Annotated in this window: 27 protein-coding genes and 2 pseudogenes; 11 read left to right on the top strand and 18 right to left on the bottom strand. The window is 39.9% G+C overall.

The features are described from left to right. From ACFIO5_RS02155 to vbhT, 8 genes are all read left to right on the top strand, one after another. Positions 1-1,160 (top strand): tol-pal system YbgF family protein (locus ACFIO5_RS02155; protein ID WP_522729870.1); only part of this gene is annotated, 1,160 nt, incomplete at its 5' end. A gap of 18 nt (positions 1,161-1,178) precedes the next feature. Then, entirely contained in the window at positions 1,179-2,666 is a 1,488-nt protein-coding gene (gene tilS / locus ACFIO5_RS02160; RefSeq protein ID WP_375634430.1) for a tRNA lysidine(34) synthetase TilS, read from the top strand. Positions 2,667-2,780: 114 nt separating this feature from the next. Then, positions 2,781-4,943 (top strand): ATP-dependent zinc metalloprotease FtsH, encoded by a 2,163-nt coding sequence (gene ftsH, locus ACFIO5_RS02165; protein ID WP_375637006.1) that lies wholly within the window; start codon positions 2,781-2,783, stop codon positions 4,941-4,943. 551 nt (positions 4,944-5,494) lie between these two features. Continuing rightward, complete coding sequence (glmM, locus tag ACFIO5_RS02170) at positions 5,495-6,868, top strand: phosphoglucosamine mutase (RefSeq protein WP_375705068.1); 1,374 nt, start codon at positions 5,495-5,497, stop codon at positions 6,866-6,868. Positions 6,869-7,683: 815 nt separating this feature from the next. Continuing rightward, entirely contained in the window at positions 7,684-7,812 is a 129-nt protein-coding gene (locus ACFIO5_RS02175; protein WP_375634445.1) for a hypothetical protein, read from the top strand. Then, entirely contained in the window at positions 7,784-8,056 is a 273-nt protein-coding gene (locus ACFIO5_RS02180) for a HigA family addiction module antitoxin (RefSeq protein ID WP_375634432.1), read from the top strand. Before ACFIO5_RS02175 ends, ACFIO5_RS02180 begins: the two co-directional genes overlap by 29 nt. A 169-nt stretch (positions 8,057-8,225) precedes the next feature. Next, positions 8,226-8,414 (top strand): antitoxin VbhA family protein, encoded by a 189-nt coding sequence (locus tag ACFIO5_RS02185; protein ID WP_375637007.1) that lies wholly within the window; start codon positions 8,226-8,228, stop codon positions 8,412-8,414. Further along, on the top strand, positions 8,401-9,918 hold the full coding sequence (vbhT, locus tag ACFIO5_RS02190) for a type II toxin-antitoxin system protein adenylyltransferase VbhT (RefSeq protein ID WP_375680750.1): 1,518 nt from the start codon (positions 8,401-8,403) through the stop codon (positions 9,916-9,918). The genes ACFIO5_RS02185 and vbhT overlap by 14 nt, the downstream gene beginning before the upstream one ends. 344 nt (positions 9,919-10,262) lie before the next feature. On the opposite strand, the gene virB11 is transcribed toward vbhT, so the two are convergent. From virB11 to ACFIO5_RS02270, 16 genes and pseudogenes are all read right to left on the bottom strand, one after another. Continuing rightward, positions 10,263-11,315, bottom strand: coding sequence for a P-type DNA transfer ATPase VirB11 (virB11, locus tag ACFIO5_RS02195; RefSeq protein ID WP_375633411.1), 1,053 nt, complete (start codon positions 11,313-11,315; stop codon positions 10,263-10,265). A 17-nt stretch (positions 11,316-11,332) separates the two neighbouring features. Beyond that, entirely contained in the window at positions 11,333-12,511 is a 1,179-nt protein-coding gene (virB10, locus tag ACFIO5_RS02200) for a type IV secretion system protein VirB10 (RefSeq protein WP_375634434.1), read from the bottom strand. A gap of 27 nt (positions 12,512-12,538) precedes the next feature. Then, positions 12,539-13,390, bottom strand: coding sequence for a P-type conjugative transfer protein VirB9 (virB9, locus tag ACFIO5_RS02205; protein WP_375634435.1), 852 nt, complete (start codon positions 13,388-13,390; stop codon positions 12,539-12,541). Between the two features lie 2 nt (positions 13,391-13,392). Then, entirely contained in the window at positions 13,393-14,064 is a 672-nt protein-coding gene (locus tag ACFIO5_RS02210) for a VirB8 family type IV secretion system protein (RefSeq protein WP_375620969.1), read from the bottom strand. Continuing rightward, positions 14,061-14,342, bottom strand: a complete 282-nt coding sequence (locus tag ACFIO5_RS02215) for a type IV secretion protein VblB7 (RefSeq protein ID WP_375634436.1) — start codon at positions 14,340-14,342, stop codon at positions 14,061-14,063. The genes ACFIO5_RS02210 and ACFIO5_RS02215 overlap by 4 nt, the downstream gene beginning before the upstream one ends. Before the next feature lie 14 nt (positions 14,343-14,356). Then, entirely contained in the window at positions 14,357-15,268 is a 912-nt protein-coding gene (locus tag ACFIO5_RS02220; protein WP_375634437.1) for a TrbL/VirB6 family protein, read from the bottom strand. A gap of 61 nt (positions 15,269-15,329) precedes the next feature. Then, positions 15,330-15,614: an EexN family lipoprotein gene (locus tag ACFIO5_RS02225; RefSeq protein ID WP_375634438.1), complete on the bottom strand. Its 285-nt coding sequence runs from the start codon at positions 15,612-15,614 to the stop codon at positions 15,330-15,332. Between the two features lie 305 nt (positions 15,615-15,919). Then, positions 15,920-16,306 (bottom strand): EexN family lipoprotein, encoded by a 387-nt coding sequence (locus tag ACFIO5_RS02230; protein ID WP_375628033.1) that lies wholly within the window; start codon positions 16,304-16,306, stop codon positions 15,920-15,922. A gap of 296 nt (positions 16,307-16,602) precedes the next feature. Beyond that, positions 16,603-17,006, bottom strand: a pseudogene (locus ACFIO5_RS02235) (EexN family lipoprotein). Further along, a complete protein-coding gene (locus ACFIO5_RS02240; RefSeq protein WP_375631996.1) occupies positions 17,006-17,413 on the bottom strand; it encodes an EexN family lipoprotein in 408 nt (135 codons plus the stop codon). Before ACFIO5_RS02240 ends, ACFIO5_RS02235 begins: the two are co-directional and overlap by 1 nt. 2 nt (positions 17,414-17,415) lie before the next feature. Next, positions 17,416-17,907: an EexN family lipoprotein gene (locus tag ACFIO5_RS02245; protein WP_375634439.1), complete on the bottom strand. Its 492-nt coding sequence runs from the start codon at positions 17,905-17,907 to the stop codon at positions 17,416-17,418. A 185-nt stretch (positions 17,908-18,092) separates the two neighbouring features. Beyond that, positions 18,093-18,398, bottom strand: a pseudogene (locus ACFIO5_RS02250) (EexN family lipoprotein); the annotation flags it as partial. 24 nt (positions 18,399-18,422) lie between these two features. Further along, the gene (locus tag ACFIO5_RS02255; RefSeq protein ID WP_375705069.1) at positions 18,423-19,187 is read right to left on the bottom strand and encodes a type IV secretion system protein; all 765 of its coding nucleotides are present in this window, start codon (positions 19,185-19,187) and stop codon (positions 18,423-18,425) included. Further along, positions 19,184-21,544: a VirB4 family type IV secretion/conjugal transfer ATPase gene (locus ACFIO5_RS02260; protein WP_375705070.1), complete on the bottom strand. Its 2,361-nt coding sequence runs from the start codon at positions 21,542-21,544 to the stop codon at positions 19,184-19,186. Before ACFIO5_RS02260 ends, ACFIO5_RS02255 begins: the two co-directional genes overlap by 4 nt. Beyond that, entirely contained in the window at positions 21,544-21,867 is a 324-nt protein-coding gene (locus ACFIO5_RS02265; protein ID WP_375628050.1) for a VirB3 family type IV secretion system protein, read from the bottom strand. The genes ACFIO5_RS02260 and ACFIO5_RS02265 overlap by 1 nt, the downstream gene beginning before the upstream one ends. Before the next feature lie 27 nt (positions 21,868-21,894). Then, a complete protein-coding gene (locus ACFIO5_RS02270; RefSeq protein WP_375705071.1) occupies positions 21,895-22,245 on the bottom strand; it encodes a TrbC/VirB2 family protein in 351 nt (116 codons plus the stop codon). Between the two features lie 158 nt (positions 22,246-22,403). Here ACFIO5_RS02270 and ACFIO5_RS02275 point away from each other — a divergent pair, with 158 nt between their 5' ends. Further along, positions 22,404-23,147, top strand: coding sequence for a nuclease (locus ACFIO5_RS02275; RefSeq protein WP_375683958.1), 744 nt, complete (start codon positions 22,404-22,406; stop codon positions 23,145-23,147). Between the two features lie 584 nt (positions 23,148-23,731). Here the strand turns inward: ACFIO5_RS02275 and ACFIO5_RS02280 are convergent. Together ACFIO5_RS02280 and ACFIO5_RS02285 are read right to left on the bottom strand one after the other, a co-directional pair. Next, entirely contained in the window at positions 23,732-24,175 is a 444-nt protein-coding gene (locus tag ACFIO5_RS02280; RefSeq protein ID WP_375617902.1) for a hypothetical protein, read from the bottom strand. 3 nt (positions 24,176-24,178) lie between these two features. Next, on the bottom strand, positions 24,179-24,517 hold the full coding sequence (locus ACFIO5_RS02285; protein WP_375628058.1) for an ElaB/YgaM/YqjD family protein: 339 nt from the start codon (positions 24,515-24,517) through the stop codon (positions 24,179-24,181). A 997-nt stretch (positions 24,518-25,514) separates the two neighbouring features. Here ACFIO5_RS02285 and ACFIO5_RS02290 point away from each other — a divergent pair. Both ACFIO5_RS02290 and ACFIO5_RS02295 read left to right on the top strand, forming a co-directional pair. Continuing rightward, positions 25,515-26,399 carry a MotA/TolQ/ExbB proton channel family protein gene (locus ACFIO5_RS02290; RefSeq protein WP_375617904.1) on the top strand — a complete coding sequence of 295 codons (885 nt, stop codon included), beginning with the start codon at positions 25,515-25,517 and terminating at the stop codon, positions 26,397-26,399. After that, on the top strand, positions 26,396-26,974 hold the full coding sequence (locus ACFIO5_RS02295; protein WP_375633394.1) for a biopolymer transporter ExbD: 579 nt from the start codon (positions 26,396-26,398) through the stop codon (positions 26,972-26,974). Before ACFIO5_RS02290 ends, ACFIO5_RS02295 begins: the two co-directional genes overlap by 4 nt. Positions 26,975-26,978 lie beyond the last annotated feature (4 nt).

Consider the following 26,978-nt stretch of genomic DNA (forward strand, 5'->3'; position numbering starts at 1 on the left):
ATAAGGCTGTCGATGCTATGAAGAAAGCACCTGAAGCAGCCGATAAAGCAGCATCTGATGCAGCGGAAAAAGCCACTAACGCTGTTAATAAGGCTGTCGATGCTATGAAGAAAGCACCTGAAGCAGCCGATAAAGCAGCATCTAGCGCGGTGGAAAAAGCCACTGACGCTGTTAATAAGGCTGTTGATGCTGTGAAGAAAGCACCTGAAGCAGCTGATAAAGCAGCATCTAGCGCGGCGGAAAAAGCCACTGACGCTGTTAATAAGGCTGTTGATGCTGTGAAGGAAGCACCTGAAGCAGCCGATAAAGCAGCATCTAGCGCGGTGGAAAAAGCCACTGACGCTGTTAATAAGGCTGTCGATGCTGTGAAGAAAGCACCTGAAGCAGCTGATAAAGCAGCATCTAGCGCGGTGGAAAAAGCTACTAGTGTTGCGGAGCACCAAGGGATTATTTTAGAGAATCAACAGGCTTTATTTAAAGATTATGATTTAGATAAGCTTTTGCATAAGATACGAATGGTGCTTGAGCATAACAGTCTAAAAAATATTAACAAGCAGTTTCACGAGCTTTTTGATACAGAAGCCTCTTCTGTTTATTCTTGTTCTTTTGAAAAGTCTGCTGTAGATGAAAAATCTCAGACTGTAAAAGAAGAGATGGAGCAGGACCATAGTACAGGTGATCAGACAAAGGTTGCTGCTGTGGAAGCTAAGGTGGAGAGCCATGACCATGAAAACAGTCAACCTTTTAACAAAGCGTATGAAGTAGGTGCTCCAATTGAAGCACATCAGAGTGACAATCTTTCTTCTTCTAAAGCTTTGTATAAGGAAGGGTATGATTTTATTCGTTCTGCCAACTATGTTGATGCTGAAAAAAGCTTTTGCGCTTTTCAAAATCGTTACAAAAAAGATTCTTTGAGTGATGACGCTTTATTTTGGTTGGCCGAATCTTTGTTGGGGCAAAAACGCTATCATGAAGCAGCACAAGTTTATCTTACCGCATGGTATGCAGATAAAAAGAAGCTCTATACCTCCGAGATTTTGCTGAAATTAGCAAGAAGTATGATCGCTCTTGAGCCAAATAAAGACGATTGTGCTCATTTTGTGAAAAAATCAAAACGTCAACAAACATTAGCATCTGTTTTTTGTAAACCTGCAAAATAAACAGCGAGGTCGTTTTTGGTGTGCGTTAGACTGGCAAGAAATCTCTTTAAAACATCGGATTTTATTCAATGTCAGAAGTTGATTCTTGCCGTCTCAGGGGGAAGTGATTCTTTGGCTTTGATGTTTTTGGTCAAAGAGCATTTGGAAACTCTCGCATTTCCTCCAGAAATGATTGTTGTCACGGTTGATCATCAATTGCGTAAAGAATCGATGCGTGAGGCAGAAACTGTTGCGAAAATTTGTCGTGTCCATGATATTCAACATATCACTGTGCGATGGGAAGGCGAAAAGCCAAAGACGCATATTGCTTCCAGCGCGCGTGTTGCACGCTATGATCTCTTGGTTAAAGAAGCACAAAAACAAGGCGCATCACTTATTATGACGGGGCATACACTCAATGATCAGGTTGAAACTTATCAAATGCGGTATCAACGTCTCCAAAAGAATAGAGGTGCTTTATATAGTGAAGCTGTTGCCATGCGTGATGGAGTTTCTGCGGGCGGTTTTGCTGGTATTTTGCGCGGTGAAGCTGTTGCTATGCGTGATGAGGATCATACCAGAAAAACAAGAAAAAATATTTCCGAAAAAAACTATGGTCCCCTCTATGAACGTGGTTTATCTTGTATTCCGCGTGAGGCGTTGTTGCATAGAAAAGTGCGTTTGATTCGGCCACTCCTTGGTGTAAAACGCCAAACATTACGGAATTATTTACGCTTACAAGGACAAACATGGATTGATGATCCAACCAATGAAGATCGCAATTTTGAACGTGTGCGCGTGCGTCAATCTCTTTCTCCACAAAAATTGGCTTATATTGCTCAAAAAATAAATGAAGCCGCATTGCAGCGTCGTCAACAAGCAAAAAATATTGCTGATTTGATCTTAGCGCTGGATATTACTGTCCAACATGGGCGTTGTTTCATAGCAAAGCCTGCGCTATTTTTACAGAAACATTCCAGTTTTCCTTTCGTGGTGGGGCTCTTTGCTGTGCTGATGGGAGGGGGATTTTATTTACTCCCCAATCAGAAATTAAGCATACTTGTTCAAAAACTCTGTCTCGATTCTCCAGAAAAGAAGCGTTTTACTTATGCGGGCTCTGTTATTGAATATAACAAGCAGGGAATTTCTTTGTGGCGTGAAGGGCGAAATATGAAAGAGGCTATCGTTGAGCCAGATAAAACTTTTATATGGGATAGGCGCTATCATATCACAAATCATGGATATGAGGCTATAAAGGTTGGAGCCGCAAATTTAGAACAGCTGAAATTTTTATTAAAAAATAGCGATTTTGAGCTTGAAAAGCCTCATTTTCCCTCTTTACAATCGCTGCTGATGATTTCAAATCATAAAGGGTATGATATTCCAGAGTTGATTTCTCAAGCAGTTGTTCATAAACATGTTATCGTCAAGCGGATTATGGCACCTTTCGATTGGCTTTCCTCACGAGAAGATGCTGCCTTGGTGAATGTTGTGGAACCTTTTTTTAATATTGAGGTGAAAAGATAAAGGAAAATTACTTTAAAAGAAAATAAACAGCTTCTCATCCCTTGGCAAGGGGCTGACAAGGTTATATGTTAAGGGGAACTGTTTGAAATCTATATTTGATTAAGTGGGCTGAATATGAATTCCAATTACCGCTCTCTCCTTATTTGGGGAGTTATTGCCTTGATTTTGATTGTGTCGTTTTCTCTCTTTAATGGAGATAGCCAACGTTCTGGTGGTGGAGAAGTCTCCTATTCTGAATTTTTGCAAAAAGTTGAGAATAATGAGTTGAAATCTGTGACCATTCAAGGTCAAAAATTAACAGGAAAAACCATTGAACATAGAGCTATTTCAACCTATGCTCCTCGCGATCCAGGTTTGATACAAAAATTGGAAAGCAAAAACGTTAATGTTAAAGCTATTCCTGAAAGCTCTGGAAATAGCATTTTCCTCAATCTCCTCTTTTCCTTATTGCCTGTTATTATTATCGTGGGGGCGTGGGTCTTTTTTATGCGGCAAATGCAAAATGGGTCACGTGGTGCAATGGGATTTGGGAAATCGAAAGCAAGATTGCTTAATGAAGCGCAAGGGCGTATTACCTTTAAAGATGTTGCTGGCGTTGAAGAAGCAAAGCAAGATCTTCAAGAAATTGTTGAATTTTTACGCGAACCACAAAAATTTCAACGCTTAGGGGGGCGTATCCCACGCGGTGTTTTGCTTGTTGGTCCTCCAGGAACCGGTAAAACTTTGCTAGCACGCTCTGTGGCCGGTGAAGCCAATGTGCCATTCTTTACCATTTCAGGGTCTGATTTTGTTGAAATGTTTGTTGGTGTTGGGGCAAGCCGTGTGCGCGATATGTTCGAACAGGCTAAAAAAAATGCACCTTGTATTATCTTTATTGATGAAATCGATGCTGTTGGGCGCCATCGGGGGGCTGGTCTTGGCGGTGGAAACGATGAACGTGAACAGACCTTAAACCAGTTGCTTGTCGAAATGGATGGGTTTGAGCCCAATGAAAGTATTATTCTTATTGCCGCAACAAACCGTCCCGATGTGCTTGATCCTGCTTTATTGAGACCAGGGCGTTTTGATCGGCAAGTTGTTGTGCCAAACCCTGATGTTTCTGGGCGTGAACAAATCTTGAAAGTGCATGTGCGCAACGTGCCTTTAGCGCCTAACGTTGATTTGAAAATTTTGGCAAGGGGAACACCAGGATTTTCAGGTGCGGACCTGATGAATCTAGTCAATGAAGCTGCTCTTATGGCTGCAAGCCGTAATAAAAGAGTTGTCACGATGCAAGAATTCGAAGATGCCAAAGATAAGGTGATGATGGGGGCTGAACGTCGTTCAACCGCTATGACACAAGAGGAAAAAGAACTCACTGCTTATCATGAAGCAGGACATGCTATTGTGGCTCTTAATGTGCCGGTTGCTGATCCTGTCCACAAAGCAACAATCGTTCCAAGGGGAAGAGCATTGGGAATGGTGATGCAATTGCCTGAAGGCGATCGCTATTCTATGAGTTATCGCTGGATGATTTCTCGTCTGGCCATTATGATGGGTGGACGTGTGGCTGAAGAATTAAAGTTTGGAAAGGAAAATATCACCTCCGGTGCTTCTTCTGATATTGAGCAAGCGACGAAATTAGCACGCGCGATGATCACACGGTGGGGATTTTCTGATCTGCTTGGAAATGTAGCTTATGGCGATAACCAAGATGAAGTCTTTTTGGGTCATTCTGTTGCGCGAACACAAAATGTTTCTGAAGAAACAGCGCGCATGATTGATATGGAAGTGCGTAAGCTTATTGATGATGCCTATAAAAATGCGACAAACATTTTGAAAACAAAAAGAAAAGAATGGTTTGCTTTGGCACAAGGTTTGTTGGAATATGAGACTTTAACGGGAGCTGAAATTAACGAAGTTATTGCAGGAAAGCTTCCTTCACGCACACAGAAAGATGAGGGTGCTGCGCCCCGGGGGTCTTCTGTTCCAAAAACTGGAACGGTCAGAGCAGAGATAACAGTGGTAGATGAAAAAGATGCTGAAGCAGCCCCTAAAACAGTGCCTCATAAAGAAGAGACCGATAAAGGCAAGGCAGGTAAAGCAGAGGTAGCTGTTGGGAAAAAAACAGCAAAATCCGGTAATGTTGAGCCTAAGGAGGCTCAGTCTAAAGAAGTGCAATCGGATGAGACTGAGAAAAAAGCGCAAAGCACAAAAGGTACCACAAAATCAGTCAACCGCTCTAAAAGTAATGCTGAAAAGAAGTCCAATACTGCGGGACATGATAAAGAAAAATAAGAACTGTTTAATATCGCTTGAGTGACGATGTTTTAGGAAAACTTCTAAATTCTTTGAGAAAGGCGCAAGTTTTGTTTGCGCTTTTCTTGTAATATTTGCAAAATATGGAAGCAAAAAATTAAGCAAAGCCGTTGTATGATGACGGCTTTAGCATGCTACAAGGCGAGGTGGACTGTTGCTTTTCTAATGTGGTAGGGGTTGTAAGGTTAGGCGATAGATTTCCTTGCTGATTTGGTAGGGTATGAGGTTTGGTGCTGGGTTTCTTTACGGATTTAGCAAGTGTGTGAGATTATCCGTTGGTTGTGTTAAAGGGATGTATAGAGCATTTTGAGGAGATAATATTGCTTTTATGTGTAAGGGTGTAAACATAATTGCTTGAGAGTGGTTTAGATGTGTAGATGGTGAATAGGGGGCTTGATTGTCTAAATGCATGAAGGTTTAAGATCAATGATCTGATTTTATACGGGGAGAGGAGGACTATTGTACCAAGGGGGCTTGTTAGGGTTTTAAGGAAAAGCCAAGGGAAGAATTATATATTAAAGGAAAGAGGCATGGTGCAAAAATATTTTGGTACAGATGGAATTCGGGGGAAAGCCAATTCATTTCCTATGACACCCGATTTTGCCATGAAGGTGGGGATGGCGGTAGGGGTTTTATTTCGCTCACAACATCAATCTCATCGTGTGGTGATTGGCAAGGATACACGATTATCTGGCTATATGTTGGAAAACGCTTTGGTTTCAGGATTGACTGCTGCGGGGATGGAAGCTTTTTTATTGGGTCCAGTGCCAACACCTGCTGTTGCAATGCTTTGCCGCTCTTTGCGCGCAGATCTTGGGGTGATGATTTCTGCTTCTCATAATCCGTTCTATGATAATGGAATTAAACTTTTTGGTCCTGATGGTTTTAAACTTTCAGATGATATGGAAGCGAAAATTGAACAATTGATCGATACAGATCTTTCAAAGTCTTTAGCAAGTTCTGCCGAAATTGGTTATGCAAAACGGGTTGAGGGAGATATTTATCGTTATATTGAATATGCCAAACGAACTTTGCCGCGTGATGTTCGCTTAGATACTGTGCGTATTGTTGTGGATTGTGCCAATGGGGCTGCTTATAAAGCGGCTCCCCGTGCTTTATGGGAATTGGGGGCTGAGGTTTTTGCTATTCATGATGAGCCCAATGGGACCAATATTAATCAAAAATGTGGATCAACCGATTTAAGCTCTTTAAAACGAAAAGTGCATGAAGTGCGTGCTGATGTGGGGATTGCTCTTGATGGAGATGGAGATCGTGTTCTCATTGTTGATGAAAAAGCACAAACGGTTGATGGAGATCAGTTGATTGCTGTAATTGCTGAAAATTGGCATAAAATGGGACGATTACGGTGCAATGGTGTTGTCACAACGATTATGTCAAATCTTGGACTAGAGCGTTTCTTGAATAGCAAAGGATTGCACCTTGTAAGGACAAAAGTTGGAGATCGTTATGTTGTCGATGCCATGCGCCAAAAGGGATATAATGTTGGTGGTGAGGCTTCTGGCCATATCGTGCTCAGTGATTTTGGTACAACGGGTGATGGTTTGGTGGCTGCATTGCAGATTTTAGCCTGTATGAAGGAAAGTCAAAGCCCTATGAGCCAATTGTGTAAACGGTTTGAACCTGTACCGCAAATTTTAAAAAATGTAACGATTAAAAATAAAAATGTCCTGAAAAAAAATCCCGTCAAAACGGCTATTAATCAAGCAGAGAAGCGGTTGGGAAAAGAGGCACGGCTGGTGATCCGCGCTTCTGGAACGGAACCGGTTATCCGCCTTATGGCTGAAGGCGATGCACGAGAAGTATTGGACACTGTTGTGACAGAGTTGATGGATGTTATTATTCATCATGATGTACGCATGGGTACTGCACTTGAGGAATCTTGAATTTTTTGAGAAAATTATCAGATCATCTTTTGATAAAGATATTATTATAATGTGGGATTTTGGCAATTACAAAAGGTATGATTATTAACTCAGTGATGTAATAACGGTAATGGATACTCTATCTACGAACAAATTAAATAAAAAAGGGAAAAGTCCAATTCTAATAAATACAATGCGTATAGATTTCTCTATATTTCGTAAGATATGAAAAATATGCCTTTTTTTGATTTTCCTTTTTCTTTTACTTATTCGTAAACCGGTTATTAGTTTAACAGAGTTTGTAGGGGGGAGAGTTTATTAGTATTATTCATTCTTTTTACTGGATATCCAGCGGGTGCAGCGCCCCATGAACATCAAACAGCAATGGTCATTGTGGTTATATCATCTTGATGTTTCTAAGTGCCGCTGCCAATTGGAGATATGATACGCTCCTATTACGTTTAGCTCCTCCTAATTATGAACTTATACTTTTCCAATAATTAGTAGAATAATGAGAAAGAGATGGGAATGATCAATTTTTTTCACGATAGTTCTAATGTTTATAAAGTAAAAAAAGCTATGTGATGTAAAAATAATGAACATTTTTTGTATCTTGGAGAGGTACACTCTATATTCATTTATCATTTTAAGATTTAAACATAAAAGGATTGAAGCCTTCTATAATACTGGTACGACTGAAGGGATTAGAACCGCCCATGCTCAAAAATTAAAGCGTATTCTAAGTGCTCTTGAAGTAGATGTATCGCCAAAAGATTTTGAGTTATCCATCCTTTTGATTACATCTGCTAAAGGGTGATTTCAAGGATTATTGGTCAATTACTGTAAATGGAAATTGTCGCGTAATATTTCGCTTTGATAGCATAGATGTCGAAATGGTTGATTATCTAGATTATCATCAAAAAGGAGATCTAAACAATGATGAAGAATCCTTCACATCCCGGTGAATTATTGCGTGAAGATGTGATCAAAGAGCTTGGTTTATCCTTTAATGAAGCAGCAGAGTGGCTTGGTATATCTCGTGTAGCACTTTCTAGAGTTTTAAATGAAAAAGCCGCTATGAGTGCTAATCTTGCTATTAGGCTTGAAATGTTTGGTGTAAGCACAGCACGTGCTTGGCTTGTTATGCAAACAAATTATGATCTATCAAAAAAATTCCTTAACAACAGTCTCATGATCAAGATTGCATAAAAGAGCTTCAAATGGCAGTTAAGTTTTTGCAACAGAGACGTATACAAGAGCTAAATCATGCGTATGAGCGTACAAGGTCAAAAGATGTAATTGCGGGTAAGACAAGGAATAAAATCTTGTTTCTATAGTCTGTTTGGCTATAATAAATGTAAGCAAATGAGGGTTTTATATGTTGAGTGAAGAGGAAATTAAGCTGCGTCGCATTTATGCTGAAAATGCATTGGCAAGCCAACGTTTAGAGGGATTAGAGCCAGATCCAAAAGTCGTTGAGCAAATGGAACGTGTTATTATTGGAGAGCTCGAAACAAGTGATATCATCACAGATTATATGGAGCGTGTAAGACGTGGAGAAGTATAAGGGGAGCGGCGATTCTTATACTGATCCTGAAACTGGTGTGATGTATAATCGGCTTGGTATTAAAGACAAAGCCACACTGCAGCGTGTAGAATCTACTATTACTTATGTAAAATCTTTCGAATTTGTACATACTCCTATTGGTGGTAAGTTTGATCTGGATTACATGAAAGAGATCCATAGAAGACTGTTTGGCGACATATATGAATGGGCGGGACAAATTCGTTTAGTGGATATTGCCAAAGGTAATAGTATATTTGCTAGTTATAATCAGATTGAAAGTTATGCACCGAAGATTACACAAAAGCTTGCAAAAGAACAGTATCTGCGTGGTCTTGGCGCTTATGACTTTAGCCAAAGGGCTGGATATTACATGGGCGAGTTGAATGCGTTGCATCCGTTTCGAGAGGGGAATGGGCGTACTCAGCGTGAATTTATGGTGCAACTGGCTCGTGAAGCTGGTTATCATATCAACTGGAAGGGTATTGAGCGACAAGAAATGACACGTGCGTCAATTGAAGCACATTTTGGTAATTCAGAATATCTGTCTGCACTCATCTATAAGAACCTTACCAAGTTTACAGAAAATAAAAGGGATGATGTTTCTCAAGGTATTGGCAAAAATATTGCTTTTGGCGTTGATCTTAATAAAGAGTGCTTGGAACAACAAAAAGAGAAGATTGAAACTCCTTGGGATAGAGAAAAGACAAGTTTTGCTAAACGTCAAAAAGAAGAACTTGAACAATTACAAAATGATTTGAATGTTGTTGCAAAAGCAACAGAACGAGAGCCATACCTTGCGGCTTATATAGATAATTCTAATTTAGAACAGAAAGCGCTTAGCGCTCTTAGGAATGAAAAATCTTATGTTAATATGTTTAAGGAGTTAAACAGTCATTTAGCATCTATTTATAAAGATCCGCAAGCTGCCGCACTCAAGATTGAGCAGACGATTTTAGCAGGTAAAGGCGATAAATTGCCTGATATTTTGGAAAGGGAACCTGATAGAGCGGGTGAACTGCGTGGGTCAGATCGTTTAATCGATAAACTCAAATCTACAGGAAAAGAACGAAAAGAAGCGCTTTCTCATGTTCCTCGTGCACTTTCTTCTATTAAAAAGCTTCAAGCCTTTTATAAGAATTCTTATGAGACACATGTAAATAGGGTTGTACGGGAGCGTGAGCGATTGAAAGTTGAAGTACCTTCGCTTTCACAAGAAGCAGTGACTTTTATGAAAAATGTTGAAGCTGGTCGTGATAGTTATTCAAAGATACCAGAGCAGGTTAATCAAGAGTTTTTAAAGCTACAAAGTGCTTTAGATAAACGTTTTGGACAGGATGGCATTCATAAATATGGTTTTGATTTATCAAAAGCAATCCCCAAAGAACAGTCTTATAATAAAGAACACATAAAAGAGTTTCAAATGGCAGTTAAGTTTTTGCAACAGAGACAACAGGAGAAAATCAACGCAATAGCGCGTGCAAGATCAATAGATATGATACGGTAAGGGCAAGAATAAAACCTTATGCTGTATAAGCCCTATTAAGCCATATGGTAAAAGAGAGGTAATCAAAAGAAGGGTGTGTAATATGAGTGTGACAAAAGACGTTGTACGAGCCCGCATAGATAGGACATTAAAAAAGAAGCTGGTGAAATATTAGCAAGTTTAGGACTTACGGTGTCTGATTTATCCGGATTGCTTTGACAAAAGTTGTTGATGAAAGAGGATTGCCGTTTGATATGTCTATTTCTAATGCGGAAACGCTTAAAACTTTTGAAAAGAGTGCAAAAGGATAAGATGTATATTTCGCGAAAGATATGAATGATTTATTTAAGTGATTTCGACAGTTTTTAAAAAGCATCACGGCGTTTGAAAGGGTCGTAATAAATTTCTGTTACACGAAATTTTCCTTCGAGGCGTTTGCATTGGATGATGACATCTATCATCGAGATTAATAAGCCGCGGATATCATCGCGTGCTAAATTACCACCACCGTCACTTTCTTTGACTAAAAGGGTCATTTGCTCAAAGGCTGCAAGTGCTGTTGAGGCGTGGACGGTGGTAATGGAGCCGGGGTGACCAGAATTGACATTACGGATGTAGTAAAAGGCTGTACCATCACGCAGCTCTTGTAGAAGGATTCTGTCGGGGCGCATGCGTAAGCCAGATTCAAGCAGTTCTTTTGCGCCTGCTTTTGCTAAGCCTTGGTTATCTTTTGAATAAAAGAGCTGCACTTTGTTGGCGTGCGGAACGACAAGTTCTGGCGTGTCTTCAATGGTGAGAATTCGTTCATAGTCAGGGATTTTTGCAATCAAAGCTTTGGAGAGGGTTGTTTTCCCGGAACCGGTTTTGCCCGATATTAAGATATTTTGTTGTGTAATAACGGCTCTTTCTAAAAAGGTGCAAAAATCTTTGGCGATAAAGAGATCTGTTAGCTCTTTGTCTGTATCAGAGAGTTCGGATAACCGTTCTGTCATTTGTTGCGTAGGTGTGAAACTGGTGTTTTGGGCGACAGAAAACAGATTGTTTTCATGTAAACTTTCAAGAGAAAAAGTGCGTGATGAAGGTTTACGAATGGTCATGCTAATGGTATTGGCTGCAACAGCTGGAGGCATAACAATTTGTATGCGTTCGTTGTTTGGCAGTGTTGCGGAGAGAACGGGGTTTTCTACACTGATTTTTTGTGTTGTGTAGGCAGCAACAACTTTTGCAATCCCTTCTAGTTCGCTGTAGGTTAGCTCTTTTAAGATGTGGGTTTGCCAACCATTGGGACCCTCAACGATTACTTCGCCAGGGCGATTGATAACAATTTCAAATAAATTGTCATTATTGAGGAAGTCATCTAAGATCTTTAATTTTGTTAAAACGATGGAGGCGCGTTCTGCATTTTTTGCTGATGGCATAATGTGACTTTATTGGCTTAATGAAAAAAGGAATAGCTGGGAGTAGAGCGATTTCTTTTGCTCTTTACGACTAGTTTATAGACAGAGGAAAAATCGAGATCTTTTGCTACGAAAATGTTGACGAGTTCGCCTTGAAATTTTTCTAAGGTAGGAGGAATATTGATTTGATTTTCAAGAGCAATACTGGCGGACTCTTTTCCAGTGTTGTTTGCGCCTTCAAAACCGCCACCTCCAGAGTTGTTTGAACCTTCTTTATTGGAATTGCCTACTATTTTATTTGTTAAAACTGTTGTGGCACCATCAATAACGGTGAGTAAAAGGGAAGAGCCAAAGCGTTCCCACCAATGGGTGTTGATGTTGCCATCAAAACCGGCTCTGCCTAAACTGTCGGTTGCGGGTGAGGCAAGGTCGATGATGACACCGGTTGGGGTTTTTGCTCTTGTCCAGAGTACAAAGAGGCGAGATTGACCTTGTTTTATCCCTCCGCGGTATTCGCCAATCACTTGGGTTCCTTTATCAAGCAAAACAACGCGCCCATTGTCAGAGAGGATATCACGGTTGATGATGCAGCTTGCAAAGCCTGGTTGCTCACTGTTTAATGCGGTTTCTAAGATACAGGGAATAGAGGTTCCCATGGCGATGATAAAGTTTCTATTGCCGATGAGTTTTGCTTTTGCTTTTGCTTCTTCTGTTTTGGTAGGCTTTAATAGGGTTGCAAAATTTTGTGTGTCTTGAAGGGCAGGAGAATTTTGCGCATTCGCGAGATTTTCAAGGGCATGGAATTTGTCAAAGGGGTTGAGAGTCGTGTTGACGATGTCTTTTAATTGAGATTTAGAACCTTTGGCAAAAGCTAAAACAGGGGCGCGTCTTGCGGCATCAAGTAGTGGGTCATCTTTTTTGGGTTCTTGTGCGAGTGGTTGTGGGGGTGGTAAGGTTATTGGTGCTATGTTGGCACGCGGGTCAGAGGGCGCAAGCTCTAAAGGGGCGAGGGAATTGTGAAAGCTTTTTTCTTGTTTTTTATGAGCTTTTGCGGTGTCTTTTTGTTCTGTGGGGGAGGATAAGATGTTCCAGAGCACATAGCCGCAGATTCCTATACAGGCTATTGCGACAACTATTTTTTTGCCAGCGCTTTTGGCGCTATTGTTTTTGCCATCCCCAATAGATCCGCGATCTTCGATGATTGGTTTATCACTCATGTGTTGTCCCCTTCAATTCCCGCTTATTTAAAGATCTGATGCAATTTTACGTTCAACAGATGGTGAGGTGGTTCCGGTTTCTGGATTAACGCCTTTGGGTTGGTAGGCTTCGTTAAAGACGCATAGGACGTTTCTTCCCTGTCTTAGGGTGAAGCGTGCGCTAATGGCATGGACAATCACCATGTTGCCTCTTGTGGTTTTGGGAACCAGCGATTCTGTACCGTCATTGCTGACAATGTAAATGGCAGGGATTTCTTGGTTGTCTGGAAATGTAAATGTTGTTGTTTTGCCATTGTCATAAACAGAGGAGGGTTCGAGAGTGATAGAGCCTTGAGCGGTGTAAGCCCAATTGCGAGGTCCGTAGGTTTCAGAAGCGTTGAAGACATTATCAATACGCTGGGCTTGTTGTTTTTCTTGTCGCATAAGGGCTGCGAGTCTTCTTTGTTCTGCTTCTTCTTGGGGATAGCGAAATTTCACAAGGAAATATGTTTCTTGTCCAGAGGAAATTTCTCCATCTTTGACCATGAGTTCAAATTGATAAGAGCGCTTTGAGCCATCAAGCTTTGTGGTGACGACTTGGAGATTGGTAATGGGTTGGACTTCCCGCGCTTTAAGGAAAAGAATATTGCCAGCGGGGGCGACTTCCCATGCAACGCTGTTGCCAATTGCCACATGGGCAATTTCTTCATTGGGAGAAAATTCTATTTGTACCGATGAGCGTATGGAGCCAATAATTTTTGTGACATTATAGGCATCATAGTTGATAAAGCGAATGCGGCTATCGCTTGGCGCGCGGGTGGGAAAAATACTGGCATGGCTAGGCGTTAAAGAAAGGGTAATAGCGATGTTAAGAATGAGAAAAAGAATTTTTTTTGTCATGATCAGTTGACCACTTCCGGATCGGTTCTATATTCACTAACAATAAACCCTAGAGGATTTATCAAACGGTTTTGGACAGAGATAGGGGCATTGATGTATTCAAAGGTAAGTGTTGCAACCCAGTGGGTGATGAATTCTTTGTTGTTGTCGTTGTCATGAATGGTTCTGTAGTAACGCACTTGGGCGACATCGTCATTGATAAAGGAGATTGATTTTATTGTTATTGTAACGGCGGCGTGTTTATAGAGAATTTGAGGACTTTGGGGATTTCTTGCTCCATACCAGCTGGCAAATCTTTCCTGTTCTTCAGAAGAAGAGAGGAGGGAGACGGTTTGGAAGTTGTGTTGTGTTTCTTCTGTGGTGAAGCCTTCACGGGAGCGGACATATTTTGCAGCAAAGTAGCGTGTGATTGCTTCGTCGACATTGGTGGGACCTTCTTTTAAGGCTTCCACAACTTCAGTGATGCCGGTTGAATTGTCCACACGGATGACAAAAGGTTCCACGGTTTTAAGGGGTGTGAGGGTGATGACCGCGAGAGAAGACATTATTGCAACAGCAACCGCGATGCCGGCAATGGCAAGAGAGACGCGGGTGGTGCGGCGTGAGGCGAGCATGCGATCTTGATCAAACGAGCGTGCTTCAGCAATGTATTGTTCTATGTCTTTTTCTTTCATGCCTTTTTTCCGCAATCTTTGTAGGATTTTATTTCTTCATCCGTTAATTTTTGTGCCAGAAGCGTTTCCAGCTTCCCTTCTTTTAGGGGTGAGGGGGTGTTGTTACTGATGATAATGGGTGTGGGCGTGGGTTTTTTCCCTTCCCAATTCCACATTGATCTGTTGAGTGGACGTTTAGAATATCCATCACACTTTGGGAGTGACTTCAGTGTGTTTGGTGAAGACATACAGCCACTGAGAAAGAGAAATGGCAAGATTACCCCAATTTTTTTTAACATTCTTCCATTTCCTTTCATTTTATTAGGCCTAATATTGCCATTGCTTTCTGTTCCATCTTATCCATACGCTTCTTCATAGCTTTGAAAGGAGCTTTTACTGCGTCGACGCCTGCTTTCGTTGATCCTGTAAGAGCAGCTCCACCAGAAGCTAAAGCCGATGCGATTTCTGGCAATTTGTAAAAGATAAGAATACCACAACTGCTGATACCTAAAAATTGCACTAAAGCAACGATCATATCTCTAGGACTATCTGAAAGGAGTTTTGTTGCAAGATCGACATATAAACCACCGATTATGACTATTAATACCTGAAGTATGATGAAATTTACTGTTTGATTTAACCATGCTTCTGTAAATCTTCTGGTTGAGGAAAACATATAGAGACTTATGAAGAGTGGACCTACTGATAGGACAAGAAACAAACCAATTTTAGCATATACTGAGACGAAAAAACCGACGCCACAAAAGAGAGCAGAAACTCCTAAGCAGAAAAGACCAGCAAGCCAATAGACAGCAAATGTAAATGTATGTTCTCTGTTGGCAGCATCAAAAACGTGTCCAGCAGCAGTTTGTATCATATTATCCCATACATTTTTATCTGAATGTGCTCCTTGGGTGACATTTGCAATGGCATTCGGCAGATCGTTGAAGAATATATCCCTAACCCAAGTATTATAATGGGTGGCGTTTGTGGCAAGTGCAACAATAATGCCAAGTTTGAAAACTGTTGCTATAAACTCCCATAAGGGCATGGAAGAACGCCCATAGATGATATTGTACCCTATAAATATAATATAGATTGTACAAGACGCTTTAAGCGGAGTAGATAAAGATGATGAGAGATTTCTAATGGTGTCATCCATTACCTTTGTGAGGGGCTCGATCAACCCGTTGTCTATCATGGTAAATATATCATACGCTGCCATTGTTTTTCTCCGCTTCTTATCATACGGGTTCGCGTTCCATACAAAGTCGAATTTTTATGCTTTAATTACTGTCTTCTTTCTTTTCAGATTGTTCTTTCATTTTTTGTTTATCGTCATTTTTACGATATTTATTTAGATAGTTATCAAAATTTTCTTGACGTACTTCTTCTATTGCTTTGTCTAAATTTTTACAATTTTGTGAATCTCCTGTCCATCCACACTTACGTCTCCATTCATCGCGTAAATTTTTATCTTTTTTAAATTCTGCAACGCTATAGGTTTTTTCACATCCAGCAGCGATAATTCCAGTGCAAAGCAGCAATGTTGTTATGAGAACTTTATTCATAGATATTTCCCCTTCTTTCTTTCAGTTTTACAAGGTTTGAGCACAATCTTTAAATTCTGCTTGTGTTATCGGTTTTTATAACCAGTGATGATAAATCTAGGGCACAGACATAATGTTGCCATAAATCTATTATAGAGTGTACAAAGCTCTTTAAGTTGAGCAGCTAAAGCGCAATAGCGATGTGTAATGGTGCTATCCATTATTTTTGTAAGGGAATGCATTACAGTATTATCTATCCAAGTAAATACACCGTTGGTTTCTATTGCCATTTAGATGCTCCGCTCTTCATTATGTGTTTTTATAATTTAATCGTTATTTTGTTTTTTCGCTCTTCGTTCTTCTTCAGCACGTTCTTTCGCTTCTTGTTCGGCTTGCAATTTTTTAGTCTCAGCCTCCATTTTTTCAAGATCGGCTTCCATTTGAGCTCTAGCCTTTTCCATAGCTTTATCAAATTTTTCTTGATCTTTACGCGCTCTTTCTTCAGCCTTTGCTTCATATTCCTTTTCAAGTTCAAGTTGTGCTAATCTTAGAGTTTCACAATTTTTTGAAGTTCCTGCTAATCCACATTTAGCAATCCACTCTTCCATCAACGTTGGATTTTTTTTAAATTCTGCGACGCTGTAAGTTTTTTCACAGCCAGCGGTGATGAGCCCTGTGCAAAGTAGCAATGTTGTTATGAGAACTTTATTCATAGATATTTCCCCTTTTTTCTTTCAGTTTTTGAGGTTTGAGCACAATCTTTAAATTATGCTTGTGTTATCGGTTGTTTTACAACCAGTGATGATAAATCTAGGGCACAGACATAATGTTGCCATAAATCTATTGTATAGTCTGTAAGGTTCTTTAAGTTGAGCAGCTAAAGCGCAATAGCGATGTGTAGTGGCGCTATCCATTGCCTCTGCAAGGGGATCCATCAACATATCATCTATGTCAGTAAATACGCCTTTCGTTATTATTGCCATTTAGATGCTCCGCTCTTCATTATGTCTTAATGGTTATTTTGTTGTTCTTCTGCCGCGCGCTCTTTTGCTTCTTGTTCTTCCTCAGCACGTCGTTTTGCTCTTTGTTCAGCTAATTTTTTTTGAGTATTAGCTTCCATTTTTTTAAGTCTGGCTCTCATTTCAGCTATATCTTCTTCTTCTCTTTTACGATTTTCTTCTGCAATTTTACGACTTCTTTCTGCTGCTTTTGCTTCATATTCTTTCTGAAGTTCTAAAAATGCTAACCGCATGTTTTCACAATTTTTTGAAGTCCCTGCAAATCCACATCTAGCATCCCATTCTAGGCGTAATTTTTATCTTTTTTAAATTCTGCTACGCTATAGGTTTTTTCACATCCAGCTGTGATGAGCCCTGTGCAAAGTAGCAATGTTGTTATGAGAACTTTATTCATTATTTATTGTCCTGTTGTTGTTTAGCTTTAGCGCGCTCTTCTGCTTCTCTTTCGGCTTGTTCTTTTGCTTTTTGTTCTTCTTCAGCTTGCCTTTTTTGATATTCAGCTTCTCTTTTTTCAAGATCGGACATTATTTTAGCTCTAGCTTTTTTTAATGCTTCATGAAGGTTCTCTTCCGCTTGACGCTCTCTTTCTGCTGCTTTTGCTTCATATTCTTTTTGAAGTTCTAAAAATGCTAACCGCATGTTTTCACAATTTTTTGAAGTTCCTGCAAATCCACATTTAGCATCCCACTCTAGGCGTAATTTTTCATCTTTTTTAAATTCTTCTACGCTGTAGGTTTTTTCACAACCAGCTGTGATGAGCCCAGTGCAAAGTAGCAATGTTGTTATGAGAACTTTATTCATGATTAATGACTGTCCTGTTGTTGTTTTGCTTTAGCGCGCTCTTCTGCTTCTCTTTCGGCTTTTTCTTCAGCTTCAGATAATTTACGGAGATTCTCGTCTATTTCTCGCTGTAGTTTTTCAAGATAAGCGCGTCCTTTAGCTTCATTTTCAGCTCTCCGTTTTTCATATTCAGCTGCCCGTTTTCCAGCTTCGGCTTCCCATTTTTCACGTTCAGCTTTTCTTTTAGCTTCTTCTTCTTTTTGCTTTTTTTCCCATTCTTCTCTACGTTTACGGTTTTCTTCTTCAGCCTTTTTCCTGCGTTCTGCCGCAAGTTCGTGATCGGCTACTCTTACATTTTCACAATTTTTTGAAGTTCCTGACCATCCACATCTCACAGCCCATTCTTCAAATAATTTTTTATCTTTTTTAAATTCTGCGACGCTATAGGTTTTTTCACATCCAGCTGTGATGAGCCCTGTACAAAGTAGCAATGTTGTTATGAGAACTTTATTCATTATTTATTGTCCTGTTGTTGTTTAGCTTTAGCGCGCTCTTCTGCTTCTCTTTCGGCTTTTTCTTCAGCTTCAGATAATTTACGGAGATTCTCGTCTATTTCTCGCTGTAGTTTTTCAAGATAAGCGCGTCCTTTAGCTTCATTTTCAGCTCTCCGTTTTTCATATTCAGCTGCCCGTTTTCCAGCTTCGGCTTCCCATTTTTCACGTTCAGCTTTTCTTTTAGCTTCTTCTTCTTTTTGCTTTTTTTCCCATTCTTCTCTACGTTTACGGTTTTCTTCTTCAGCCTTTTTCCTGCGTTCTGCCGCAAGTTCGTGATCGGCTACTCTTACATTTTCACAATTTTTTGAAGTTCCTGACCATCCACATCTCACAGCCCATTCTTCAAATAATTTTTTATCTTTTTTAAATTCTTCTACGCTATGGGTTTTTTCACATCCAGTGGTGATCAGCCCTGTGCAAAGTAGCAATGTTGTTATGATGATCTTGTTCATATTTAAGCCCCTCTTTTCTCCCGTTTATTGACCACGGAGTTTTTTGGCAAAATCTTTATATCGTGCTGTAAATTCTTCGTAGCCACGTTGTTCTGCCGCTTTTTCTTCTGCTTGTTGAATCATCATGGCGGCTTGCATTTGGAGTATTTTTGCTTGGAGGTCTGCTTGTACCGCTGATAATTGTGCTTGAATGCCTTGAATTTTACCCGCATCTTTAGTACTTCCAAGTTCGTCAAGGAGCTTGGTAATGTTTTTTTGTGTTTCACTGGCTTCTTCGTAGACGTCTTGTCCTTTGGCTGCTTCTCCTACTACGCGCTGTTCGGCTTTTTTCACTTCCTGTGCGTAAAAAGCATCTACTGCTTCTTTTGATCCTGCGCCCCCCGCGGGCTCTTTGTATTTAAGTTCTTCTTGCCATTTTTGCGTGTTTTTGCTGCCGCCGCCGCCGCCGCCACCGCTGCCCATCGATTGTTGAAAGTGGTTAAAGTCAGAAGGGAGGGCGCCACTGCTCCCTTGCTTGTTAAACATCTCTTTCAATCCCGAAATGTCAGGCTTGACATTTAAGGAGTTATATAACTGTTTCGCTTGATCGAGTTGGCTCTTTAATTGGTCAAGCTGTTGTTTGCCTTGTTGAATTTGTTCTTGCAATTTGCCAAGCTGTTGTGTGCCTTGCTGGACTTGTTTCATTATTTGTCCAACAGCTGTGGGATCAAATACCACGATGGCAAAGGCATTTGTTTGAAAGCCAAATGAAGCTGCATAGACGGCTGTTGCCAATAAAAGTTTTTTCATTGCTTTGACCTTTCTTGAAAAATAGGAAGCCATTTTTCTGGAGATTGTCCAACTTCATCCATAATGGTCTCTAGGAGTTCAATATTCTTGGTGGTGCCACTTAAAATGGCTATTTCATCATCAAAGCCGCGTAAATTTAGTTCTGCTACAACTGAACTTTGTCCTTGTTTGATGAGAAAACGCCGTGACTCACGGCTTAATTCTGATTGTATCAGGTTAAATTCTCTGTCTGATAATTTAAACCCTTCTACATAATCCCCATGATTGCCCTTTTGATTAGGAAAATAAATTTGTGTGGGGCATTGCTCTATAATGGTGTGGGCAATGGTCGAATTGATCGCATCTTTGGGAGATTGCGTTGCAAATAACATCAAACCATTTTGTTTACGGATAGTTTTCAGCCTGTCTTGCGCAAAGGCTTTAAAGGAATCATCCTCTAAGGCTTTCCAAAATTCATCAATGACAATGATAATACGACGCCCATCAATCAGAGATAAAATTCTATGAAAAAGATACATCATCAATGGTGGACGAATTTCATTATTGTCTAAAAAATCCGTCATGTCATAACCAATAAATTTTGCATCAATGCCAATGTCGTCATCAGGATTGTCAAAAACCCACCCTAAGGCATTGCCTTTACACCATCTTTCTAAACGACCCGCTATCCCCTCCCTATGCGTGGTGTCAAAAAACATTTGTAAGGCAGAGATCGTCCGTTGTTCTTTTGGCAACAAGGCAAGCTGGTCAACAGCCGCCGTAATGTCTTGTCTTTCTGATTCACTGATCTTTTGATCTTCAGACGAAACAAGCTTTATAATCCATTGGCGTAAAAAAACTCTATCTGCTGGATTGTTATAGTCTAAGCCTTTTAGCGGTGCTATGCCTGTCGGTCTACCATTCTTCAAGGGCATATAAGTGCCGCCACCCGCTCTGACAAAAAGTTCTGCACCCCGATCTTTGTCAAAAAAGACCATATTGGGATCATGCTTTTGAAGTTGCGCTAAAAGAAAATTGACAATAACCGTTTTCCCAGAACCAGAGGGACCACAAACAAACGTATTGCCTAAATCACCAAAGTGAAAGTTAAAATAAAACGGTGAACCAGCAGAGGTTTTCATCAAGGCTACCGCTGGTCCCCACACATTGCCATCTATTTTTCCAACCGGAAAAGAATGAAATGGAGAAAGCGCTGCATAATTGCGGCTTGTTATTGCACCAGAGCGGGTGCGATAAGCATAATTGCCAGGCAATTGTGCCCACCAAGCCGCCGCTAACCCTAAATCTTCCCGCGCAATCACAGCCCCACCATCTGTAAGACGAGAACGCGCTTTTGCAAGATTATCCGCTAATTCTTGCGGCGTATCAGCAAAAACTGCCAATGATAAATGATGTTCCCCTAAAACAAAACGATTGGATTCAAGATCATCAAGCGCATCATCCAGTTCCATAATTTGTGAGCCCGCACGGTCTCCTGCATTGACCATTTGGTTTTGTTTGCGCCCCATAATTTGCTTGGCAATGTTTTTGCTCTTGAAAACAAAAGATTGGGTGAAAATAAACTCAAAGGGAAGGGTGAGCAAACCATCCGCCATGCCTACCCTGGTTTTTGCTGGATATTCTTTCCAACCAAACATGCCCGCAAACCGCTGTGCCGCCTCGGTGCGTATTTCTATGATCTCTTTCCCAAAAATGAGACGGTCTGAGTAAACAGTCGAAGCTATCGTCCCCCATGTGAGAGGGATCCGTTCACGACGACCTCCCACCAATTGGTGGATAAACTCACTTTGCTGCGAATAAATATTACCTTCATGTTCATAAAGGCTCAGTCTTTTTGCACCATAACGCTCTAAATTTTGAATAAGATCTGTGGTAATATCTTCAAGCTTGCGAATGGACTCTGCATCAACTTCTGTCTTTTCTTGCTTGGCTTTGCCTAAACGTTTGAAAAATTCCACTAATTTATCCGTTTGATCAACGTGTGGATTCCACAAAATCGAAAGATAAAGATCATTGCGATAAAGCTCCTGTGAAACCATCCGCTCGCGATATTTATCATCTAATTGCTTGGCAAATGCCGATCTGAAAGTCCCATCCGGATAAATCGTTTCACGCTTTCTGATAATATGGCTATAAAGCGCTATCCGTTCATCCGCTATGTTTTTAAAAAGATTATTGAGTTGTTCGTGAAGCACATTCAGATCAATAATATCCGCTGTCTCAAAGTTAATCCCTTCAAGTTTAATAACGCTCATGAGAGCGCGTGAATCCAGCGCAATGATGTGTTTATTGACATGGCGCACATAAGGAATGATCGCCTCTGGCTGCTTTTCACGTTTGCGCTCTGTTCTATTCATTATAATTCCTCATAATTACGAATTAATCGTAATGGAGAAATACTTCCCCCACCCCATAGACTCGAATTTCTGGCAAAAATAGATGTCTTTTGCCATGTCAGAAGAATACGAAATTTGTTATGGTCATGCTTTAGGATTTCCTTGAATATGAAATGCAGCATCACACCAAAGGTTAGAAAAAAAATATTGCCTGCCATAATGAACAATATCATCGTTCCTATCCCATTTAATCCCATAGCTTCCACCGTCACGCCCGCAATCATTGCAGGGCGCGTGCAAGCAAGAAATAACGTATCTTCTGTTAGCTTGTCGTGCTCTTTCATGGCTTTGAAAGGCTAAAGTTAAGCGAATTAAGACATAAACATTGATGCGATTTGCGATGCACCAAAAACAATGCCGATGCCAACACAAACGAAAAAAGCTTTACGCATTTCAACATAACCAGCAATCCATGCAAGCCCAATACCAGCAACCGCAATGGTTGCAATCGATTTTGCAATGTTTCTTGTTAAAGCTTTGACTAATTGATCAAGAGCAGTTTCAACTTTTCCAAAGTCACCTGCGGCAAATGCTGGCTCACTCAGTGCGATGAAGGCAATAAACAGCATCAATGCTGCTGTTAACCATTTCTTTTGTGTGTTGGATAGAGTAGTTTTTTGTAAGGTATGTTCACAACTGAACAAATTATTCATGTTTTTCATGAAAAATTCCCCGCTTTATGTTTAAGTTGATAGAAAAATTAATATTCAAAATATTAATCGGGAATCATATAAATGAAAAAAATAAATTTTTCTATCGATAAATTAATAATATTTAATCTTTTATTATTTAATAAACAAAAAATATAGTAATATTCAAAATGATACTTTTAAAACATCTTCGAGCAGCGCCTAAATATATTGTCTTAATTTGTATTATTATTTTAGGATACTTTTATTTAATTAAAAATAATGAACAACTTACTCAAAATTCTTTTTTAAAAGGATCAGAAAAGACAATAGAAAACCCCGTTCAAAAGCCGAAGTCACAATTGATAGATTATGCAAACCAACAAGACGCAAGCCAACAAAATGTGGTGTTGCATTCAGAACCAATCGCATCACAATTTTATGAAGAAAATGTGCCGGTCTATTCCGGCGCTATACAGGTCACAAGTGGTGTGACCTTTAAAATGATTACGCTCGTGGATGATGGGTGGAGAAAAAAGATCATCCGTGATATCCGCTTATATGGTGTGGAAAGCTGTGAAATGAGGCAATTTGCCTTACGCAACGGAGTTAAGTGGCCATGTGGTGCTTTTGTTACTGCTTGGCTTGTCTCAAAAACAATCGATAAAAATGTTACTTGTCGGCAAGCACGTGTCATTCAACAGGTTCATTATGCACAATGTTTTGTAGATGGGGTTGATCTGGCACGTTTGGGGCTGGCAGAAGGGTTGATGGTGTTGACAAAAGATCAGCATCATTTTCCATCCCCAGCAGACTATAAAATTCTACAATCTGCTGCTCAAAAAGCACAAAACGGTTTATGGTCGAGCCAATTTCAACAACCAGAAGATTGGCGAAGAGATCATGGGAGCTATAATCCCATTGACCATTATTGATAAAGCGTCCTCTTAAGCGCTATTTAAAAATCAAGACAATATTCTACTGCAAATCTTATCAGAAAAAAGTTAATTATAATCCACGCACTCCTTGGTGGACAACGTTCGTTATGGAAATTTGTTGTGTTTAAAGCTCGCTTACGCATATAGGTTGCTCACTACAGCGCTATGGGAGAGCGCGTTTCCTTCCCCTAAACAAAATAGTCATTGTAACAAACATGAGTGTTCAGAAAATATGAACACATGCAAACTACTGATGTGACCTTTGGTCATGAAAAAAGGCTTATGAAAAAATAGAGAAAAGGTAAAACTGAAAATACCTTGCCTTCAAAAAACAACCAATTGCTTCAAATCAAACCAGAACTTTTAATGCAAGCTTTGCCTCATGTTGCTATGTTCATGAAACATGGGTTGCAATCTGAAAGAGAGTGTAGCGGTTCTATGGAAATTTTAACCAAAATGAAGGGGATTTCTTTTCAGGAACTTGAAGAAGCTAAAGAAACTATGAGGAAAAAATGTGCTTTCTTTTGTTATAAAAGAAAGCACATTGAGGGGGGGGATTTAGAATGACAGTTTTACATATTTTACTCTGAAAAGCGGTCTTTTTTATCTTTTTTCCACAGAAAATAAGTTGCAAGTCCGAGTATGGGAACACTCAATTTGGCAAAAGGGAGATGTTGACTGAGAGCTGCAAGGCTGGAAACGGTCGCATCTGTCATGAGTTTATGGCGTTGTTCTTCTGTCTTTTTTTGTTGGTCATAGCGTTGATAAGTTTTGAGAATGCGACTGATAATAAGACCTAATCCCGCAAGAGAAAGACAAATTAAAAACATGATACTAGCGGCGGCAAGAGGCTTCATAACAGAACATAACGCAATAAAACCGATGGTACATAAAAAAAGCAAAGACATGAAGAATGAAATGCCAATAAACCCATAGAAAATTGCTTGAAGGCGTACTTGCTTGACTGTGCTTTTAAGCCCTCCACCGACAAGATGGTTTAAAAGAGGAGCGATAAACTTATGCATTGCTTAACGACGTAGTAATTGAGAAAGAATAAAACCAACCCCTGCGGCAAACAAAACGCTTTTGCCAGGATTTTTGCGAACGCATTGATTCATGGTTTGTTCAAGATCACTGATTTTATCTTTTGCTTGAGACATCATGTCTTCACCACTTTCTTTCGCTGAGTGATATAGTTTTTCTGCTTTGTCTTTGGCGGCGTTGAATTTGTTTGCACCAAGATCTGTTAGGGTTGAGGTAATCCCTGAAATTTCAGTGCGTAACTTTTCTAATTGTCCTTGTAGGTCTTTTTGTTGGTCTTTTTCTACGGCTGATTTATCGTGCTGTGTTGTTTTATTATGGGCCATGGTATTTTTCCCTCTTGATTCATTATATTTGTATTGGTGTGTTCATAGTGATCATTTGCATTGGAGTGAAAATTTTCACTGCTTGAGTAACGCCAAAAGCTTTTTTTGGTTCCTTTCATTTTGTCGAATTTAAAACTGTTTTTGATAAAATAAATCTTTCCTATACGATATGCTCTGTCTGTAAAGGGTCGCATCTGTTGAGAATTGTCTTATGCTTTTGCAAGAATTTAGCACCATTCTTCAGTTTCTCATGGCACAGTTTTTATAAAAGTTTTTTAAAAGCGTGTTGAGGTTTATTTTTTAGGCTTGTGACAGGTAAAAAACATGGTTATTGTGAGTTTGCGGCAGAAATAATGTCATTTTTATGTTTTTGAAGCAAAGAAAAAGAAATGATATTGTGGCTCTTTGTTCTCTATGTATTTGGGGGCAACACGCGCTCTCCCATTATACTTTTGGTCAGTTTAAGATATTGCGATCGTTCTTTTTTTAAAAAAGGTATATTTTTATTTGGATAGAAGGTACTTTAGTGCACTGGTTGTTAGAGAAGTGCATATCCTTTTCTCCGAGGATTTTATGATATTTTTGCTGCTTGTTTCATGTAAGCAAATATTTTGTTGGATTTAAAAGAGCCGCTGAAATGAAAGAAGCTTTGCGATATGAGGAATTCATTTAACAGGAATGATGATAAATTATTCTTATAAATGAAAATATTATATGCGATATTTCTTGTAACTTTATCATTTTGCCTAATTTATGCAATAAATTGATTGAGTAAGATAAACTTGTTGAATTGTTAGAGAAAAATTTCTTGAGTGATTTCTTTAGAATTAAGAGAGAGCTTGTGGAATAAAACTATACTTGATTTATCAAGTTTTCTTTCTTAAGAGGAATACACAAGTGACGTTAAAAGGGTCGTGGCATTTTGGAACAGTGATGCTATGCGGGGTGACGACCCAGCTCATAAATAAAGATAAGAGCACAAGAATGTGAGATAAAAATGGAATCTGAAACAGTACCTTTAGATAATATGTCTGCTGTAGTGACAACGCATGATTTTTCTCCTCTTTCTATGTTTATGGCTGCTGATTGGGTGGTGAAAGCGGTTATCATTATTTTGTTACTTGCTTCACTTGTGTCTTGGACAATTGCTTTTGTGAAAATTGTTGAGATCACTTTGGTAAAACGAAGAGTACGTCATGAACTTCAATTGGTTCTAAATGCTCAGACTCTTACGCGTTTGGCAGCTAGCTTGAAAGAAAGCAAAGGGGCTGGTGTATTTTTTCTCAAAGAAGTCCTTAAAGAGGTGTATCTTTCTGCACAACAGGTTCATTTTTCTGCTCCTGAAGGGATAAACGAAAGCTCTGGTGAAAAAACCAGTACAGGGGAAAGGGCACAAACGATTGAAGATATTCTCTTTTATGAGGAGAGCAATCAATATGAAGATGTTTCCCGCGATGTTCGTGATGCTAGGGTTCGCGATGTTCATGAAGGTTTAAAAGAAAGGGTTCATTCACTTTTGTCACGCTGCTTGCTGGCTGCTACACGCCGTGTTGCATGTGGAAGTGCTGTTCTTGCAACTATTGGCGCAATTGCTCCTTTTGTTGGTCTTTTTGCAACTGTTTGGGGAATTATGAACTCTTTTATTGGGATTGCTCAGTCTCAAACAACGCGACTTGATGTGGTGGCGCCTGGAATTGCTGAAGCTTTATTCGCAACGGCTGTTGGGCTTTTTGTGGCTATTCCCGCCGTTGTTATGTATAATAGCCTTATGCGTGCTTTGAGTGGTTATCGCAGTGATTTAGGCGATATCGCTGCTGCTCTTGAAAGGCTCTTGAGCCGTGAACTTGATAGACAAAGACAACAGAAAAGTCATAAAAAATGAAAGCAAGCCTTAATAATGATTGGGATATAGACGAGAGTGGGTTGCAAAGTGAAATCAATGTGACCCCTTTTATTGATGTTGTATTGGTGTTGCTTATTGTTTTTATGGTTGCAGCGCCTTTGGCAACGTCTGTCATTTCCGTTCAGCTTCCTTCTATAACTCAAGCACCTTCAGTGGTTCAGTCTGATGAACCTCTTTATGTTACGTTGCAAAAAGATCGTTCTCTTTACATTGGTGATCATCTTGTAGAACAAGCAGCTTTGAGAGAAGCTTTGTTGAGGGAAACTACGCAAAATTTAGAGGCAAAAATTTTAATCAAAGCGGATAGCGAAATTGATTATGGTACTGTCATCGATTTATTAAATCAAATACGCATGGCTGGATATAATAAAATCGGTCTTGTAGGATTGCAAAACTCTACCAATCTTGTCTCAAGAGGTGAGATCAATAATAAAACAACAGGGGTAGCGGATGCTGCTGTCGATGGAGCGGGTGGTAACGTTGTGGGGCGTGTGGATGCCGTAACAACGAGCCCTGCGGGAAACGCTAATATTCCAGCCGATGTCTCTGATTAGTGAT

The sequence above is a fragment of the Bartonella sp. AA86SXKL genome (assembly GCF_042196885.1).

What these genes read in the sequence shown, in the direction of transcription:
- ACFIO5_RS02280 (WP_375617902.1), bottom strand. Translation starts at nt 24,175, where the DNA reads ATGCATAAGTTTATCGCTCCTCTTTTAAACCATCTTGTCGGTGGAGGG.
- ACFIO5_RS02295 (WP_375633394.1), top strand. Translation starts at nt 26,396, where the DNA reads ATGAAAGCAAGCCTTAATAATGATTGGGATATAGACGAGAGTGGGTTG.
- virB10 (WP_375634434.1), bottom strand. Translation starts at nt 12,511, where the DNA reads ATGAGTGATAAACCAATCATCGAAGATCGCGGATCTATTGGGGATGGC.
- ACFIO5_RS02270 (WP_375705071.1), bottom strand. Translation starts at nt 22,245, where the DNA reads ATGAAAAACATGAATAATTTGTTCAGTTGTGAACATACCTTACAAAAA.
- virB11 (WP_375633411.1), bottom strand. Translation starts at nt 11,315, where the DNA reads ATGCCATCAGCAAAAAATGCAGAACGCGCCTCCATCGTTTTAACAAAA.
- ftsH (WP_375637006.1), top strand. Translation starts at nt 2,781, where the DNA reads ATGAATTCCAATTACCGCTCTCTCCTTATTTGGGGAGTTATTGCCTTG.
- ACFIO5_RS02245 (WP_375634439.1), bottom strand. Translation starts at nt 17,907, where the DNA reads ATGAATAAAGTTCTCATAACAACATTGCTACTTTGTACAGGGCTCATC.
- ACFIO5_RS02210 (WP_375620969.1), bottom strand. Translation starts at nt 14,064, where the DNA reads ATGAAAGAAAAAGACATAGAACAATACATTGCTGAAGCACGCTCGTTT.
- ACFIO5_RS02180 (WP_375634432.1), top strand. Translation starts at nt 7,784, where the DNA reads ATGATGAAGAATCCTTCACATCCCGGTGAATTATTGCGTGAAGATGTG.
- ACFIO5_RS02215 (WP_375634436.1), bottom strand. Translation starts at nt 14,342, where the DNA reads ATGTTAAAAAAAATTGGGGTAATCTTGCCATTTCTCTTTCTCAGTGGC.
- ACFIO5_RS02185 (WP_375637007.1), top strand. Translation starts at nt 8,226, where the DNA reads ATGTTGAGTGAAGAGGAAATTAAGCTGCGTCGCATTTATGCTGAAAAT.
- glmM (WP_375705068.1), top strand. Translation starts at nt 5,495, where the DNA reads ATGGTGCAAAAATATTTTGGTACAGATGGAATTCGGGGGAAAGCCAAT.
- ACFIO5_RS02260 (WP_375705070.1), bottom strand. Translation starts at nt 21,544, where the DNA reads ATGAATAGAACAGAGCGCAAACGTGAAAAGCAGCCAGAGGCGATCATT.
- ACFIO5_RS02225 (WP_375634438.1), bottom strand. Translation starts at nt 15,614, where the DNA reads ATGAATAAAGTTCTCATAACAACATTGCTGCTTTGCACTGGAATTATC.
- ACFIO5_RS02290 (WP_375617904.1), top strand. Translation starts at nt 25,515, where the DNA reads ATGGAATCTGAAACAGTACCTTTAGATAATATGTCTGCTGTAGTGACA.
- ACFIO5_RS02285 (WP_375628058.1), bottom strand. Translation starts at nt 24,517, where the DNA reads ATGGCCCATAATAAAACAACACAGCACGATAAATCAGCCGTAGAAAAA.
- ACFIO5_RS02265 (WP_375628050.1), bottom strand. Translation starts at nt 21,867, where the DNA reads ATGAAAGAGCACGACAAGCTAACAGAAGATACGTTATTTCTTGCTTGC.
- ACFIO5_RS02230 (WP_375628033.1), bottom strand. Translation starts at nt 16,306, where the DNA reads ATGAATAAAGTTCTCATAACAACATTGCTACTTTGCACAGGGCTCATC.
- virB9 (WP_375634435.1), bottom strand. Translation starts at nt 13,390, where the DNA reads ATGACAAAAAAAATTCTTTTTCTCATTCTTAACATCGCTATTACCCTT.
- ACFIO5_RS02255 (WP_375705069.1), bottom strand. Translation starts at nt 19,187, where the DNA reads ATGAAAAAACTTTTATTGGCAACAGCCGTCTATGCAGCTTCATTTGGC.
- ACFIO5_RS02220 (WP_375634437.1), bottom strand. Translation starts at nt 15,268, where the DNA reads ATGGCAGCGTATGATATATTTACCATGATAGACAACGGGTTGATCGAG.
- ACFIO5_RS02240 (WP_375631996.1), bottom strand. Translation starts at nt 17,413, where the DNA reads ATGAATAAAGTTCTCATAACAACATTGCTACTTTGCACTGGGCTCATC.
- ACFIO5_RS02275 (WP_375683958.1), top strand. Translation starts at nt 22,404, where the DNA reads ATGATACTTTTAAAACATCTTCGAGCAGCGCCTAAATATATTGTCTTA.